General features: G+C 72.2%; 15 protein-coding genes. 5 read left to right on the forward strand and 10 right to left on the reverse strand.

The genetic code is table 11. The features are described from left to right. Positions 1-43: 43 nt before the first annotated feature. Positions 44-967: a MurR/RpiR family transcriptional regulator gene (locus OG214_RS22580; protein WP_363082079.1), complete on the reverse strand. Its 924-nt coding sequence runs from the start codon at positions 965-967 to the stop codon at positions 44-46. A gap of 75 nt (positions 968-1,042) precedes the next feature. On the opposite strand from OG214_RS22580, the gene OG214_RS22585 reads away from it, so the two are divergent. Next, positions 1,043-1,525 (forward strand): hypothetical protein, encoded by a 483-nt coding sequence (locus OG214_RS22585; RefSeq protein ID WP_405985748.1) that lies wholly within the window; start codon positions 1,043-1,045, stop codon positions 1,523-1,525. Continuing rightward, a complete protein-coding gene (locus tag OG214_RS22590; RefSeq protein WP_382854768.1) occupies positions 1,522-1,809 on the forward strand; it encodes a DUF4031 domain-containing protein in 288 nt (95 codons plus the stop codon). Before OG214_RS22585 ends, OG214_RS22590 begins: the two co-directional genes overlap by 4 nt. A gap of 239 nt (positions 1,810-2,048) precedes the next feature. Here OG214_RS22590 and OG214_RS22595 read toward each other — a convergent pair whose 3' ends face one another. The 4 genes from OG214_RS22595 to OG214_RS22610 all read right to left on the reverse strand — a co-directional run bounded on the left by OG214_RS22595 (position 2,049) and on the right by OG214_RS22610 (position 7,345). Beyond that, a complete protein-coding gene (locus OG214_RS22595) occupies positions 2,049-2,702 on the reverse strand; it encodes an SMI1/KNR4 family protein (RefSeq protein WP_405985749.1) in 654 nt (217 codons plus the stop codon). Positions 2,703-2,735: 33 nt separating this feature from the next. Further along, positions 2,736-3,965, reverse strand: a complete 1,230-nt coding sequence (locus OG214_RS22600) for a Cmx/CmrA family chloramphenicol efflux MFS transporter (RefSeq protein ID WP_405987576.1) — start codon at positions 3,963-3,965, stop codon at positions 2,736-2,738. Between the two features lie 159 nt (positions 3,966-4,124). Continuing rightward, a complete protein-coding gene (locus tag OG214_RS22605; protein WP_405985750.1) occupies positions 4,125-4,805 on the reverse strand; it encodes a hypothetical protein in 681 nt (226 codons plus the stop codon). 80 nt (positions 4,806-4,885) lie between these two features. Further along, positions 4,886-7,345 (reverse strand): heavy metal translocating P-type ATPase, encoded by a 2,460-nt coding sequence (locus OG214_RS22610; RefSeq protein WP_405985751.1) that lies wholly within the window; start codon positions 7,343-7,345, stop codon positions 4,886-4,888. 307 nt (positions 7,346-7,652) lie between these two features. Here OG214_RS22610 and OG214_RS22615 point away from each other — a divergent pair, with 307 nt between their 5' ends. Next, positions 7,653-8,366 (forward strand): copper homeostasis protein CutC, encoded by a 714-nt coding sequence (locus OG214_RS22615; RefSeq protein ID WP_405985752.1) that lies wholly within the window; start codon positions 7,653-7,655, stop codon positions 8,364-8,366. Between the two features lie 175 nt (positions 8,367-8,541). On the opposite strand, the gene OG214_RS22620 is transcribed toward OG214_RS22615, so the two are convergent. The 5 genes from OG214_RS22620 to OG214_RS22640 form a co-directional block, all read right to left on the reverse strand. Continuing rightward, positions 8,542-10,371, reverse strand: a complete 1,830-nt coding sequence (locus tag OG214_RS22620) for a CocE/NonD family hydrolase (protein ID WP_405985753.1) — start codon at positions 10,369-10,371, stop codon at positions 8,542-8,544. Positions 10,372-10,464: 93 nt separating this feature from the next. Continuing rightward, positions 10,465-11,361: an ABC transporter permease gene (locus OG214_RS22625; protein WP_405985754.1), complete on the reverse strand. Its 897-nt coding sequence runs from the start codon at positions 11,359-11,361 to the stop codon at positions 10,465-10,467. After that, positions 11,358-12,146, reverse strand: coding sequence for an ABC transporter permease (locus OG214_RS22630; RefSeq protein ID WP_405985755.1), 789 nt, complete (start codon positions 12,144-12,146; stop codon positions 11,358-11,360). Before OG214_RS22630 ends, OG214_RS22625 begins: the two co-directional genes overlap by 4 nt. A gap of 149 nt (positions 12,147-12,295) precedes the next feature. Next, positions 12,296-13,351 (reverse strand): ABC transporter substrate-binding protein, encoded by a 1,056-nt coding sequence (locus tag OG214_RS22635; RefSeq protein ID WP_363082745.1) that lies wholly within the window; start codon positions 13,349-13,351, stop codon positions 12,296-12,298. A 213-nt stretch (positions 13,352-13,564) separates the two neighbouring features. Further along, positions 13,565-14,428, reverse strand: a complete 864-nt coding sequence (locus tag OG214_RS22640; protein ID WP_405985756.1) for an ABC transporter ATP-binding protein — start codon at positions 14,426-14,428, stop codon at positions 13,565-13,567. An 87-nt stretch (positions 14,429-14,515) separates the two neighbouring features. Between OG214_RS22640 and OG214_RS22645 the strand changes: the two genes are divergently transcribed. Beyond that, positions 14,516-15,460 (forward strand): alpha/beta fold hydrolase, encoded by a 945-nt coding sequence (locus OG214_RS22645; protein WP_405985757.1) that lies wholly within the window; start codon positions 14,516-14,518, stop codon positions 15,458-15,460. Beyond that, positions 15,457-16,203, forward strand: coding sequence for a GntR family transcriptional regulator (locus OG214_RS22650; protein ID WP_363082748.1), 747 nt, complete (start codon positions 15,457-15,459; stop codon positions 16,201-16,203). Before OG214_RS22645 ends, OG214_RS22650 begins: the two co-directional genes overlap by 4 nt. Positions 16,204-16,243 lie beyond the last annotated feature (40 nt).

Consider the following 16,243-nt stretch of genomic DNA (forward strand, 5'->3'; position numbering starts at 1 on the left):
GTGGGCCTTTGCAGATCTCTGTGGACCTTTGTGAGGCAGTGGTTCAGCGGCTCGTGCTGCGGGGGCTGTGCCGGTGCGCGAGAGCCTCGTACGACGCGGAGAGGGCGGGGGCCGCCGTCTCGTACGTACGCTGGGCGACCCCTATGAACAGGCAGTCGACCACCAGGAGCTGGCTCGTACGGCTCGACATGGCGGCCGGGCGCAGCTCGCTCTCGCGGGCGGTGGAGGTCGTCAGTACATGGTCGGCGTACTGCGACACGGGACCGTCCGGGCGGCCGGTGATCGCGACCGTCGTCGCGCCGTGGTCGAAGGCGACCCGGAGCGGTTCTATGACATCGCCGGTGGAGCCGGAGTGGGTGATCGCGATGGCCATGTCGCCGGAGCGGAGCTGGACGGCGTTGGTGACGGCGAGATGCGGGTCGGAGTGGGCGTGGGCGATCAGGCCGATACGGAGCAGCTTCTGCGCGAGGTCCATGCCGACGAGGGCGGAGGCGCCGACGCCGTAGATGTCGATCCGCCGGGCCGCCGCGGCCGCCGCGACGACGGCACCGAGCTGGACGGTGTCGAGCGCGGCGGCGGTGTCGGCGAGGGTCTGCTGTTCGTCGTAGGCGAGCTTGGCGACGACGTCGGCGATCGGGTCGTCCACGGCTATGTCGGCCGTGACGGCGGGGGCGCGGCCGGACTGCTGCTGTGCGGCGAGGCCGGCGAGGGCGAGGCGCAGATCGCGGTAGCCGGGATAGCCGAGGAGCCGGGCGGTGCGGACGACGGTGGCCTCGCTCGTGCCGGTCAGCTCCGCGAGGCCGGTGACCGTGAGCGCGGCGCAGCCGGCCGGATCGCCCGCCACGGCCTCGGCGACGAGCTGCATGGAGCGCGTCATCGTGGGCGCGAGGGTCCGCACCTTGGCGGCGAGTGCGGCGGGTGCGGGTGGCGGGTCACCGCTGAAAATTTCCTTCACATCTTGGGTCACCTTTGAAAGATATTTTCGGATTTGGCCGGTCGTCAACCCCCCGCCGTCCGTGACAATGGGTGAATGGACGACCGGATGGATGACCAGACCGACGACCGTATGGATGAGGCGGATCCCCGGGCCGGCGTGGACCCGCTGGAGCGGGTGCTGCACTCCGCGCGTGCGCTGGTGCTGGCCGATCTGATCGCGGGCGATGTGGCGCGCGCGGAGGTGGTGTCCCTGGTGGAGGAGTCGGTGTCGCACCGGCGCTGGTGGGTCGAGCAGTGGCCGGAGGGCGCCGCGTATGTGGCGGGACTGGTGGCCCAGGACGTCCAGGACGCGCTGATGGAACGGTACGGCCGCTGGCCCCTCTGCCCGGTCTGCGCGGAGGCCGAGGACGTGGAGGCGGAGCCGCACGCGCTGGACGTGGAACCGGAGCTGGGGCCTGATCCGCACTGGGTCTGCGGGAAGGCGGGGGTGGTGATCGCGGCGGTGGGATCGCTGGGGGTGCTGGGATCGCTGCCGGGAGGTGCCGGGGCGGATCCGGAGAGCGGCACGGGCGAGGCGGGCGCCTCGTGACCCTCTACATCGACCCGCCGACCTGGCCGGGGCACGGCCGTATGTGGTCCCACCTGGTCAGCGATGTCTCGTACGACGAACTGCACGCCTTCGCGGCGAAGGCGGGCTGCCCGCTCCGCGCCTTCGAACGCGATCACTACGACGTACCGTCGGACCGCTACGGCGATGTGGTGCGCGCGGGCGCGGTGGAGATCGGCTCCAAGGAACTCGTACGGAGGCTGACGGAAGCGGGCCTGCGCCGCCCGAAGGGCCGCCCGGCGCCGCTGCCGCGTTCGACGCCGTAGCGACGGGGGCGACAGGGCGGGACGACGGGGGCCGGGACTCGTCCACCGGATAACGCCGGGTCCGCCGACCGGGGACCGGGTTGAACCGCCGCGTGACACGCACCGCCGTCCCGTCGAACACCACCCGGGCCCAGAGCGTGCCCGCCCGCAGAGCGGGCGGCCGAGCCGACCGCGAGGTCCGTCCCATCCCGGAATTGTCCCACCGGCCCTCCACCCGGCTCCACCCTCCGGAGCGGCGGTCAACCGCTGTGCGTGAAGGACTCGTACTCATCGTTCATCAGGTCCCAGAAGGATCTGTGGCGTACGGCCCCCGGCAGCCAGTGGGCGAAGTACCAGGCCTCCCACTCCCCGGACGGGGTGACGACGTGGGGGTTGAGCAGATAGACGTCCCCGTCGGGGGTGTGGCTGATCTTGAGGGTGTCGGGGAGGTACTCCGGACGGAGCGCGTGGCTGTGCTGCTCGTCGCCGTAGACGTAGTACTCCTCGTCGGGCACCTGGAACGCGTCGGCGTTCTCGGTCCAGGGCTCGATCAGTCCCGGATCGAGGTCCCGGAGCCGGCCGACCTCCCGTGCGGGCAGGAGCCGGTGGATTTCCGGTGTGGTGTTCAGCCAGCCGTTGGTGGTACGCAGGAACTGCCGGTAGCTCGGGGGGAGTTCCGCGCCGAGACGGTCCTCCAGCGCCGAGATCTCGCCTTCGGTGGCGCCGGGGGCGCCCAGCCAGCGGGCGGCTCGTACCCCGGGCGGGAAGGGTTCCGGGCGCTCCTGCTCGTGCAGGGCCGGGTCGAGCCACTCGTCGCTCCAGCGCTGGAGCAGGTCCCGCCAGGGATGAGCGGGGGGAGGGGGCTCCACGGGCAGTGTCCTGGGTACGGGCAGCGCCCTGGGTGTCGTCGTCACGGGCGGAGACTACGAGTGCGCACTGACAGCGGCTCAGCCGTTGGCGGCCTCGGTGGGGGATGGTGCCGGGGACGGGGACGGGGGGAGTTTGGGTGAGCCTGTTACCACTCGGCTCGTGGCCCTGTGGTGGAAGCGCAGTGATACGGCCGTCAGCGCGATCGCGACCACCGCCATCGCCGCGCCCGCCCAGGCCGTCGAGGCGAAGCCGAAGTCCGCGTCGATGACCACGCCGCCGAGCCAGGGGCCGCCCGTGTTGCCCAGGTTGAAGGCGGCCGTGGTGGTGGCGCCCGCGAGGGTGGGGGCCGCGGCGGCGATGTTGAACATACGGGCGTTCAGGGCCGGGGCCGTGTAGAACGCCGAGACGCCGAGGAGGAAGGTCAGGGTGACCACGGCGGCCGGGTTCGACGCGGTGAGCGCCAGCAGGACCAGCAGCACCGTCGAGGCGGTGATGCCGCTGAGCATCACGCCGAAGAGATGCGCGTCCGCGTACCGGCCGCCCAGCGCCGTACCCACCAGCGCGCCGACCCCGAAGAGTCCGAGCACGCTCGGCACCCAGCCGCTGTCCAGCCCGGCCACATCCGTGAGCAGCGGGGCGAGATACGAGAACGCGCAGAAGACACCGCCCGCGGAGAGCGCGGTGACGGTGATGGAGAGCCAGACCTGACGGTCGCGGTAGATGGTCATCTCCCGCTTGAGCTGCGGCCTCTCGGCCGGGACCGGGATACGCGGGATCAGTGTCATGACACCGGCCAGCGCCACCGCGGAGGCCGCGCCGACGGCCCAGAACGCCGAGCGCCAGCCAAGGTGTTCGCCGAGGAACGCGCCGGCCGGTACGCCGAGTACGTTCGCGATGGACAGACCGCCGATCATCACGGCCATGGCGCGGGCGCGCGCGTCGAGCGGGACCATCGCGATGGCGACGGCCGCGCCGACCGCCCAGAATCCGGCGCAGGCGAAGGCGCTGATCACGCGGGACGCGAAGAGCACCTCGTACGTCGGGGCGAGCGCGCCCGCGACCTGGCCGAGGCCGAAGACGGTGATCAGGGCGATGAGCGTGGTACGGCGGGGGAGCCGCAGGGTGGCCACGGCGAGCAGCGGGGCGCCGATCACCATGCCGATCGCGAAGGCGGATATGAGGAGTCCGGCGGTGGGGATGGACACGTCCATGTCGTCGGCGAGCGGGGGCAGCAGGCCGGACAGCATGAATTCACTCGTACCGAGGGCGAAGACCGCGAGGCCGAGGATGTAGACGGCGAGCGGCATACCGGAGCGTCGATCGGCGGAGTTGGGCACGACAGGAGCCAACGCCGGTGTAGGACGTTACATTCCCGCCCGAGTCCCTGGCCGTGCTCCCGGCCGTGTTCCCGGCCGTGTTCGCGCCCCGTGTTCCGGGCCGCGTTCGCGCCCCGCGTGCGTCTGCGTTCACGTGCGCAGCGCCGCCAGTTCGCCCGCGAGGTTGTGGCGGGCGCGGTGCTCCCATTCCCGTACGCCGTAGGGAGTACGGAACAGGCCCGGCAGCGCGAGCAGCTGCTCCAGCACCGCCGCCCGGCCCGCGCGGAAGTCCGCGTCCGGGACGAATCCGTACTCCTCGCGGACCGCCGCCTGGTATGCGGCGTACGCGTCCGGGGCCGAGGCCAGGATCGCGAGATCGGCGTCGCAGAGGACGGCGCCGTTGCGGTCGTCGGGCCCGGCGGCGTGGGTGGTGGTGAGGCGGACGAGCCGGGCGACCTCCTGCGTACGGTCGTCGCTCAACCCGGCCTCGGGGAGGGCGCGTTCGGCGAGACGGGCGGAGCGCTCCTCGTTCTCGGAGCGGTCGGGGCGGTAGACGGCGTCGTGGAACCAGGCGGCGAGACGCACGACGTCGGCATCGGCGGCGTACTCGGCGAGCGTGTCGATGTGGTCGAGGACGGCGAGCAGATGAGCGGTGGTGTGGTAGCGCCGCTGAGGTTCGGTCCAGCGGGTGAGCAGGTCGTCGGCGTACGCGTACGGGTCGGACACGTGCGGGCCGGGCGCGGCCTCGTCGCGGAGGGCCAGGAGCGTGGCGGCGAAGCGATCGCGCAGGTCGCGGACGTGGTGCGGGCCGTGGGGATCAGGGGCGGACATGGGACGACCATAGGGCCGGGGCCCGGAACGGATCCGTTCCGGGCCCCGGGAGCCTCCCGTACAGCGCTCGTCCGCGGTGGCTACGAGGCCTTGAAGCCGCGCAGCCGGAGCGAGTTGCCGACGACGAAGACCGACGAGAAGGCCATGGCGCCCCCGGCGATCATCGGGTTGAGGAGTCCGGCGGCGGCGAGCGGGATGGCGGCGACGTTGTAGGCGAAGGCCCAGAAGAGATTGACGCGGATGGTGGTGAGGGTGCGGCGGGCCAGCCGGATCGCGTCCGCGGCCGTGCGCAGATCGCCGCGTACGAGGGTGAGGTCGCCGGCCTCGATCGCGGCGTCGGTGCCGGTGCCCATGGCGAGGCCGAGATCGGCCTGGGCGAGGGCCGCGGCGTCGTTGACGCCGTCGCCCACCATGGCGACGGAACGGCCCTCCGCCTGGAGCTTCTTGATGACGTCGACCTTGTCCTCGGGCATGACCTCGGCGATGACCTGGTCCGGGTCGATACCGACCTCGGCGGCGACGGAGGCGGCGACGGCCTTGTTGTCGCCGGTGAGCAGGATCGGGGTCAGACCGAGGGCGCGCAGCCGGCGGACGGCCTCGGGGCTGGTGTCCTTCACGGCGTCGGCGACTTCGAGGACCGCGCGGGCCTCTCCGTCCCAGGCCACCGCGATGGCCGTGCGGCCCGCCGCCTCGGCCTCGGTCTTCCTGCGCTCCAGGCCGGCGGGGAGCAGGATCTTCCGGTCGGCGAGGAGCTGGGCGCGGCCGACGAGGACGGCGTGGCCGTCGACGGTGCCCTGGACACCGAGACCGGGGACGTTGGTGAAGTCCTCGGGGGTGGGGAGCGTGCCGGAGCGTTCGACGGAGTGGGCGGCGGGCCGTCCGCCGGGGTCGGTGGCCGGCCGTTCGACGGAACCCGCGGCCGGCCGGCCGTCGGTGAGGCGCTCCCGGTCAGTGAGGTGCTCGGCCGCGCCGGTGAGGCGCTCCCGGCCGGCGAGGCGCTCGGCCGCGCCGGCGGCGACGGCTCGGGCGATGGGGTGTTCGGAGGCGTGCTCCAGGGCGCCGGCGAGACGCAGCACCTCGGTCTCGTCGGTGCCGGCCGCCGTGTGGGTGGCGAGCAGGGTCATCTTCCCGGTGGTGACCGTGCCGGTCTTGTCCAGGACGATCGTGTCCGCGCGACGGGTGGATTCGAGGACCTCGGGCCCCTTGATGAGGATGCCGAGCTGGGCGCCTCGTCCGGTGCCGACCAGGAGGGCCGTGGGCGTGGCCAGGCCCAGGGCGCAGGGGCAGGCGATGATCAGTACGGCGACGGCGGCGGTGAAGGCGGCAGTCAGCCCCGCGCCGTCGCCGAGCCAGAAGCCGAGCGTGGCCAGCGCGAGACCGATGACGACGGGGACGAAGACGGCGGAGACACGGTCCGCGAGACGCTGTACGGCGGCCTTGCCGTTCTGGGCGTCCTCGACCATCCGGGCCATGCGGGCGAGCTGGGTGTCCGCGCCGATACGGGTGGCCTCGACGACGAGCCGGCCGCCCGCGTTGAGCGTGGCGCCGGTCACCGCGTCCCCGGCCGACACCTCGACGGGGAGGGACTCTCCCGTGAGCATCGACGCGTCGACGGCCGAGGAGCCCTCCACGACGGTGCCGTCGGTCGCGATCTTCTCGCCGGGCCGTACGAGGAAACGGTCACCGACCCGGAGCCGGGCGGTGGGCACGGTGGTCTCACGGCCCTCGCGCAGGACGGTGACCTCCTTGGCCCCCAGCTCCAGCAGCGCCCGCAGGGCCGCGCCGGCCTTCCGCTTGGAACGCGCCTCGAAGTAGCGCCCGGCGAGGATGAAGGCCGTCACCCCGGCCGCGGCTTCGAGATAGATGTTCCCGGCGCCGTCGGTGCGGGTGATGGTCAGCTCGAAGGGGTGGGTCATCCCGGGCATGCCCGCCGTACCGAAGAACAGCGCCCACAGCGACCACAGGAACGCCGCCGACGTACCGAGCGAGATGAGGGTGTCCATGGTGGCGGCGCCGTGGCGGGCGTTGGTGAGGGCGGCGCGGTGGAAGGGGTAGCCGGCGTAGGTGACGACGGGGGCGGCGAGGGTGAGGGAGAGCCACTGCCAGTAGTCGAACTGGAGGGCGGGGATCATGGCCATCGCGACGACGGGGACGGAGAGGACGACGGCGGTGATCAGCCGCTCGCGCAGGGAGCGCAGCTCGGCGTCCTTGGCGGCGTCCTCCGCGAGTTCCGTACCGGCCCGTTCCGTATCGGCCGGTTCCGTATCGGCCGGTTCCGTATCGGCCGGTTCCGGCACCACGGGGGCGGGCCGCCGGGCGGTGTAGCCCGTGGCCTCGACGGTGGCGATGAGGTCCTGGACGGCGATGTCCGTATCGCGGTAGGAGATCTTGGCCTTTTCGGTGGCGTAGTTGACGGTCGCCTCGACGCCGTCCATGCGGTTGAGCTTCTTCTCGACACGGGCGGCACAGGAGGCACAGGTCATACCGCCGATGGCGAGCTCGACTTCGGCGGGTGCGCCGGTGGTTCTGGCGAGGCTCATCGCTGACGGCTCCTTGGTGTTCGACCGATAGGACACATCGTACCCCCTAGGGGTATCACTCCTTTCAGGTATACCTCTCGCCTGTAGGGAGTTCAAGGTACCCCTGGGGGGTATTTTTCCGGGACGCGGCCGGGGTGCGGCCGGAGTGCGGCCGGGGCGCCGCCATGTTGCGGCAGTGATTCACGGTACGGGTGCGCTGGTGCGCCGGGGTTTCGCTCCCCTTAGGCTGGACATTGGACTAGACCTATAGCCGGACACATCCCCCCTGCTGAATCCCCCCGTTGAATCCCCTGATGAATGAGGTCTCATGAGCAAGCGTGCAGTCCTGGAGGTGATCGCCCTCGACGCGGAGGACGCGGTCGCCGCCCGGAGCGGAGGTGCGGACCGCCTCGAACTCGTCACCGACATGGCGGCGGACGGGCTGACCCCGCCCCGCGAGACCTTCGCGGAGATCCGAGCCGCGGTCGACATCCCACTCCGGGTGATGCTGCGGCTGGCCGACGGCTTCACGGTGGGCGAACCGGGCGGGCCGGGCGATGTGGACGCGCTGGTGGCGGCGGCGCGCGGGCTGCGGGCGGAGGGGGCGGAGGAGTTCGTCTTCGGCTTCCTGGACGAGGACGGGACGCCGGACCTGGTGACGGTGGAGCGGCTGCTCGCGGAGCTGGACGGCTGCCGCTGGACCTTCCACCGGGCGATCGACCGCGCGGCGGACCGGGACGCGCTGCGCAAGCAGCTGGCGGATCTGCCGGGGCTGGACACGTATCTCACCGCCGGTTCGGCCGCGGGCGTGGACAACGGCCTGCCCACCCTGCTCGCGGAGGCACGCGCGGCGGGCCGCGGTGAGGCGGGCTACGGCCCGCGCATGCTGGTCGGCGGCGGGCTCCGCCTCGACCATGTGGACGTACTGCTCGCGGCGGGAGTCGACGGCTTCCACATCGGCGGCGCGGCGAGGCCGGGCGGCTGGACCGGGCCGGTCTCGGCCGACGCGGTACGCGAGTGGCGCGAGGCACTGGACGCCTGACCCCCGTCCGACGCCTGACCCCCGCCCACCGGCCCCGGCCGCTGCCAGGAAGCACCGGCCCCGGTCGCTGCCCCCCGGAAACTCCGGCCCCGGCCGCTGCCCCGGAAACACCTGCGGCCCCGGTCGGCTGCCCGGAAAACGGCAGTCGGCCGGGGCCGGTGGGCGACGCGGTCTCTCAGGCCGGTGGGATCACCGGGAGCAGGAGATACGACGCGTGGGAGCCGCCCACGTGGAGGGTGGTCCGGCCGGCGTAGACGTCGGGCGGGCGGTTGGCGGGGTCGTTGTGGAGGAAGGGACCGCAGCCCGTGAGCTCGTTCTTGAGGTTGGAGAGCCGGGCGCTGGGACCGGGGTAGACGTAGTCCCGGCCGCGCACCTGGAGGGCGAGGCGGTAGCCGGCGGGGATGACCAGGGAGGTCGGCAGGATCTCGATGTCGAGCTCGTGGACGGCCCCCGGCTCCAGCGGCTCGGCGCGGTCGTGCGGATGGAAGGGGCGGTACGGGGTCGACAGCTCCGGGTCGAGACGGCGGTGGGAGGCGCGCAGCCAGCCCTGGCCGACGGGGGTGTGCGGATCCAGCGCGCCTTGGAAGACGACCTCCTCGCCGTTGGGCGAGTAGACCCGTACGACCAGGAAGAGATCGGCGTCGGTGGTGGTGGACGAGACGAACAGCTTCGCCGCCAGCGGACCGGTGATCTCGGTCCGCTCCGGCAGCGGCGGGGTGCTGAACTCCACACCGTCGCCGGACGCCGCGAACTCCACTCGCTCGCCGGACACTTCCTTGCCGGACACTTCCTTGCCCGACACTCCCTCGCCCGACGCCGTGAACCCGGCCGTCCCCCCGGTGGCCGGCGGCTCCTCCGTGAGCGAGCGGTCCGCGGTCAGACGCAGCCGGGTCCACCGTGTCGACGGCAGCGGCCAGGCGTCCTCGCCGCGTTCGGTGAAGGTCCCGTCGACGTGCCGGATCTGGAGCTGTACCGCGGGCCGGTCCTCCCAGCCGTTGGGCTCGTCCTTCAGATACCGGTCGAAGAAGCGCATCTGGAGATCGACGCCGTAGTCGGTGTAGAAGAGCGGCCAGTGCGCGTGGCCGTGCATCTCCAGCCACTTACGGGTGGACGCGGCCCGTACGAACCCCTCCACGTTGCCGCGCAGATGGAGCCCCTGGCCGCCCCAGTTGCCGCAGCTCAGAACGGGGACGTCGATCGCGTCCCAGTGCGCAGAGCGGTCCCGGTGGTACGCGTCGTCGAAGGCGTGCGCCCTGATGTCCGCGCCGAGGTCGGTACGGTTCGCGGCCAGCTCCTCCGGCGGCAGGACCTCGTCGCCGCAGATCGGCTGACCGGTGTTCGGATTGCGGCCGCCCACCTCGCCGACCCCGTACTGGACCGTCTTGACCTGCATGTCGTACCAGTTGTCCCAGAAGGTGGAGCGGATACCGCCCTGGTACGCGCCGTCCCGGTAGAAGTCCGCGGCCCCCTCCCAGGGACAGATCGCGGCCAGGTGCGGCGGGCGCAGGGAGGCGACGTGCCACTGGTTCATCGCGTAGTACGAGATGCCGTTGAGGCCCACCCGCCCATTGCTCCACTCCCGGGTGCCCGCCCACTCGACGCAGTCGTGGAAGTCACGGGTCTCACGCGGGGAGAAGGGGTCCACCCGGCCGGGCGAGCGGCCGGTGCCGCGCGAGTCGACCCGTACGCAGGCGTAGCCGTGCGGCACCCACTTCTCGGGGTCGACGACCTCCCAGTTCTGGTACTTGTTCGAGGTGCCCGCCACGGTGTCGGGGTGGTCCCGGGACATCGCCTCCCACGCGCTGGGATACCCGCGCTGGAAGGGCAGGCCCTTGGCGTACGGACCGTAGGTCATGATCACCGGCACCGGCTCGTCGGTCACCGGCCGGAACACGTCCGCGCGCAGCACGATCCCGTCGTCCATCTCGATGGGTACGTCCCACTCGACGCGCATTCCGTCGATGAGCTGCGTACGGAACGGCCGCGGGCCGCCGTCGTCGGGCATTTCCTCGCTCCTTGCCTCAGTGATCGGTGCTGATCGGTGCTGATCGGTGCTGAGTGGTCGGTACTGGGTGGTCGGTACTTCAAGTTCGGTACTTCAGCGGTTGACGTGCAGATGCCAGGGGGCCAGTCGGCGCAGCGCCGTCTCCGTACCCGCCCGCGCGACGATGCCGAGCGTGGCCAGCACGAGGACCGCGACGAACGCGGCGTCCTGTTCGAACGAGTGCGCGTTGGTGAGGATGTACGTGCCCAGACCCGGCAGGCTCGCGAGGAACTCCACCGCCACCGCGCCGACCAGGGCCCGGCCCACCGCCACCTGGACCCCGGCGATGATGAACGGCAGCGTCGAGGGCAGCAGGACGTCGACCACCACCCGCCACCGCGACAGCCGCAGCACCTGGGAGAGTTCGCCCAGCTGGGCGGGTATCTCACGGGCGCCGTCGCCGGTGCTCACCGCGCAGGGCAGGAACGCCGACAGGGCGATCACGGCCAGTCGGGTCTGACCGGAGTAGCCGAGCCAGATCGTCGCCATCGGCACGATGGCCAGCATCGGCATCGCGTACAGACCGCTGATGTACGGGGAGGACAGCTGGCGCAGCCACGGCACCCTGCCCAGACCCAGACCGAGCGCCGTACCGGCGGTGCAGCCCAGGAGCAGACCGAGCGCCACCCCGCCGAGCGTCTCGCCGAGCGCGGTGCCGAACGCCTCGGAGGTCAGCGTCGGCCAGGCCGTCCCCGCCACACCGGACGGCGTGGGCAGATAGGCGGGCAGCCACAGCCGTACCGAGGCCTCCCAGACCACGACGACCACGAGGGCCACGGCCAGTTTGCCGAGCAGTCCGGCCGTACGGGGGCTGAGCCGGGAGCCGCGGGTGCCCGGCCGTCCCTTCGGCCGGCCGGGCGGGCGTCCCTCCCGCTCACGCGGGATACGGGATCCCGGGGTACGGGACCCCGGCGTAGGGGCTGCCGCCGATGTGTCCTGATGTGTCGTCATGCCTTCACCGTCCGCCAGCGTGCGAAGTGCCGCTCGATCGCCCGGCCGCAGCCCATCAGGGCGACGGCCAGCACCGACACCAGCACGGTCAGACCGAGCACCGTGGCCGTGTCGAACCGGGTGCCGGCGGCGAGCAGCAGTCCGCCGACGCCACTGGCGTTGAGGAAGAACTCCGCGGCCAGGGTCCCCACGAACGCCATCGCGATCCCCTGCCGTACCCCGGTCATGGCGTACGGCACGGTGTGCGGCAGCAGCACGTCCTTCCAGATACGCCACTCGCTGCTGCGGTAGGTACGGGCGACCTCCAGCAGGGTCGTCGGCACCCGGTGCGCGCCCTCCGCCGTGTTCACGACGACGGGGAAGACCGCGGTCAGAAAGACCACCAGTGTCTTGGCGGGCAGGCCGAAGCCGAACGCCGACAGGATCAGCGGGGCGAGCGCCACGATCGGGACCGACTGGAGCGCGAAGAGCAGCCAGTCCGTGCTCGCCCGCAGCAGCCGGGCCCGGGAGAGCAGCAGGCCGAAGCCGACACCGGCGACGATCGCCAGGGCGAGCCCGATGACCAGCAGTTTTCCCGAGGAGAGCAGCGCGCTCTGGAGCGAGCCGTCCCGGACCATGTCCAGCAGCGCCGAGGCCGAGCGGCCGGGCGTGGCGAACAGGACGGGGTCCCGCTGCCCGGCGAACTGCCACAGACCGAGCCCGGCCAGCAGACCCGCCGCCGAGATGGCGAGCGGTCGCAGACGCGCCGTCAGGGAGGCCGGGGAGGCCGGACGCAGTGCGGTCATGAGCGCGGTCTTACGGACCGTGCGCGGGCGAGTACGCCCGATCGGGGCGGCGGCGGCGGTGGGAGGTCGCGGACCGTCGGCAGGTGGCGGACCGGCGGCCGGCGGCCGGGAGCCGGCGCCGGGGGTGGTCCGCGGCTCCGGGGCCCGCATCACTTGCCCGTCGCGTCGGCGAAGACCGACGGGTCCACCAGCGAGTCGTACGTGGGAGCCTTGGCCTCGGGCACATTGCCCGCCTTGACCGCCTCGTCGATGGTGTGCTGGACGGCGGCCTTGTCGAGGCCGTCGCCGGTCTTGGGCCAGACGCCGAGCGCGAGGAACTGCGGCAGCGCCGCCTCGGTCACGGTCCCCGGTTCCTTGGTGACGGATGCCGCCTCGGCCGCGACCTGCTTGGCGTTGGCCGGGTCGTACATGAAGGCGACCGTCTCGCGGAGCGCCGCGACGACCTTGACCCAGGTGTCCCGGGAGGCGCCGCTGAGCTGGTCCTTGCGGGCGACGAGCACGGTGTAGTGCTGGAGCGGGTCGACGTCGGCGAGTGTCATGACCTTGTTGACCTTGGTGCCGGGCTTGATCTTCTCCTGCACGGTGGCCAGTTCGTCGGGGTGGAGGACGGCGAGCTTGACCTGACCGGCCACCAGCGCGTCGACGGTGGGCGGGCCGCCCACATTGATGGTGCTGACGTCCTTCGCGCCGAGGCCGCAGCTCGCCAGCATGGCGCCCAGCCCCAGGGCCTTGGGCGCGCCCACCGCGTCGACCGCGACGGTCTTGCCCTTGACCGAAGCGCAGTCGGTGACGCTTCCGTCGGTACTGGCCAGCAGATAGGTCGGCTTGGGGAAGCCCATCACCGAGACGATCGAGCCGCCGCTCGCGCCGAGGGCGACCGCGCCCGGGGTGCCGATGATGCCGCCCTGGATCTCACCGCTCTGCACCGCGCGGCCGACATCGGCCCCGGTGGTCAGCGGGCGGAGGGTGACGTCCACACCGCGTGCGGAGAAGAAGCCCTGCTTCTCGCCCACGTAGAGAACGGTGTTCAGATAGATCGGCGGGATGCCGGGCACTCCGATGGTGATCTTCGTGTTCCCGCCGGACCCGCCGTCGCCCGCGGAGCCGGAGGACGAGTCGTCCGAGCCGCAGCCTGCCACGGCGGCGCCGAGAGAGACGAGTGCGGCCAGTGCGGCCAGGGCGCGTCTGCGCCGGGAGATTCTCATGCGAACTGCTCTCCTTCTGCCGCCGTGCCGGGTGCGAGTGCGAGTGCGCGTGCGCGTGCGCGACAGGTGGCGGTGCGGGTGGTGGTGACGGGTGGCTGAGGGGCGGAGGGCGAGGGGGGAATCGGAGGGCGAGGGGGAATCGGGGGCGGTCCGCGCCGGGCACTGGCCGGGCACGGGTCGGGCGGTCGGTGCCGCGCGGTCGGTGCCGTGCGGTCAGTGCCGCGCGTCGGGGGTCATGACCAGGGACCAGACCCGCTCGCGGATGGCGAGGAACTCCGGGGTGGCCAGTACGGACCGGTCGCGGGGGTGCGGAAGCGCCACGTCGATCAGCTCGGCGACACCACTGGGCCGCCCGTTGAGCACGGCGATCCGGTCCCCGAACAGGACGGCCTCGTCGATCGAGTGCGTGACGAACAGCATCGTCACGGGATGGTCCTGCCAGATGTTCAGCAGCTCGAACTGGAGGACCTCGCGGGTCTGGGCGTCCAGCGCGCCGAAGGGTTCGTCCATGAGCAGCAGCCGGGGGCGTACGGCCAGCGCGCGCGCCAGCCCGGTGCGCTGCTGCATACCGCCGGAGAGCTGGTGCGGATACGACTTCTCGAAGCCGGACAGACCGACGAGGGTGATCAGCTCCCGCGCCCGTTCCAGTGCTTCCTTCTTGGCGACGCCGCGCACGCGCAGGGCGTAGGCGACATTCGCCTCGACCGTCTTCCACGGGAAGAGGCCGAAGTGCTGGAAGACCATCGCCACCCCGTCCGGGGTGCCGGCCGTGGTCTGTCCGTCGATACGGACCTCGCCCTCGGCGGGCGGGATCAGTCCGGCCACCGCCCGCAGCAGGGTGGTCTTGCCGCAGCCGGAGGGTCCGACGATCGAGAGCACCTCCCCGGCGCCGATGGTCAGATCGATGTCCTGGGACACGGTGCGTTCACCGAAGCGCATGGTCAGCCCGTCGATCGCCACCGTGGCGCCACCGTGCGCGCCGGCCGGTGCGGCCGTTCCTGCTGGCCCGTGCGCGCCGGCTCGGGGGTCGCGCGGTGCGTCGCCCTCGCTGTGGTGCACGGAGTGGGTCGTGGTCATACCGGGGATTCTGAGCACTAGGATGCCTGACATGCAATAGCTATACTCAAGAAACCGAAAGATGCATGATCCTGACGTGAGGTGCCTATGAGTGCGACGGCGATGTCTCCGGCCACGTCGGCCACGTCTCTGCTTCTGCTGCACACCTGGGGCGGCGACGCGCGCACCTGGGCACCCGCGCTCCGCTTTCTGTGCGCCGGGGGGCGGGCCGCAGAGGCGCCCGATCTGCCGGGGCACGGCGAGCGGGCCGCCGAACCGTTCACCCTGGCCGGTGCGCTGGAGACGGCCTCGTCGCACGCGGCGGATCACCCCGTAGATCACCCCGCAGGTCACCCTGCGGATCACCGCGTGGATCACCTCGTGGACCGGCCCGCGGACCGCCCCGTGGATGTCGTCGGCTCCGGTCTCGGCGCCCTCGTCGCGCTCGCCCTCGCCCGCCAACGGCCCGGCTCCGTACGCTCGTTGACCCTCGTCGGATTTCCCCCGGCCGGCGGGCCCGCGGCGGCGGGCCGGCTGGCGGAGACCGAGGAACGGCTGCGCCGCGCCGGGACCGCCGCGTTCGCCCGTAGCTATGTGGACGGCACCCTGCGCGGCCCCGATCCCGCCCGGCGTGAACTGCTGCGCCGGTCGATGGCGGCGACCCGCCCGCGGACGCTGCTCGACTCCCTGCGCGCCACGCTCGGCTGGGCCGACGACGAGCCGCCCCGGCCGCCCGGTCCGCCCTGTCTGGTGCTGCGCGGCGCGTACGACGAACGCGTCGGCGCCGACGCGGCGAAGACCCTGGCCGGTCAACTCGGCGGCACGTACGGTGTCGTGGCCGGCGCGGGCCATGTCGCGTATCTGGACGAGCCCGAGGCCTTCGCCGCGGTCCTCGCGGACTTCCATCACGGCCTCGACCGCGCGGCGGCCGGTCCGGCCGCGGTGCCGGCCGCGGTGGCGGGTCCGGCCGGTCGATCCGGCACGGAACCCGTTCCGCCGGTGCGACACTCGTCAGACCCGCCGACCCGACGCTCCCCGAGCGCTGAGCGATGAAGGACACACCCATGCTGCCGCCGGCCCGCCGACGTCCCCCCACCGCGACCGACGGTGTCGCGTCGAAGGGGGCGAAACCGCTGACGAAGCGCGACCGTATCGCCACCGAGCTGCGGCGGATGATCAGCGAGGGCGAACTGCCCCGGGGCAGCCGTATCCAGCAGGACGTACTCGCCGCGATGTTCGAGACCAGCATCACCCCGGTCCGCGAGGCGCTGCGGCTGCTGGAGGCCGAGGGCGTACTGGTCGGTGAGCCGCACAAGGGGGTCAGGGTCGCCGACGCCGACTACGAGCAGGTCAAGACCGTCTATCTGCTGCGCCGTCTGGTGGAGCCGTACGCCATGCAGCGGGCGGCGCGGCGGCTCTCCCCGCGCGACATCGACCTCGCGGAGCGGCTGGTCACCGAGATGGAGGAGGCCGCCGCCGAGGGGGACCGGGCGCGGCTGAACGCCACGAACCGTCAGTTCCACTTCCTCTTCTACGCGAACTGCGGCAACGAAGGGCTGACCGACGAGATCGACCAGCTCTGGCAGAAGTTCCCGTGGGATGTGCTCCAGGTCCTGCACGACCGTGCCGAGGAGACCTCCAACGAACACCGGGCGATGCTGGCCGCGGCCCGGCTCGGCGACGGCGACGCGCTGGCCAGGGCGACGGAATGGCATCTGGCCCGCAGCTTCCTCGCGCTGGCACGGCATCTGACGGGCCAGCAGATCGCCGACCCGTTCGACGTCGACAACGACTGACCGGACCTTCACCGAGCCGGCCGCCGCCCCCAGGGGCCGC

Source organism: Streptomyces sp. NBC_00872 (assembly GCF_045161915.1).
Lineage (GTDB): Bacteria > Actinomycetota > Actinomycetes > Streptomycetales > Streptomycetaceae > Streptomyces.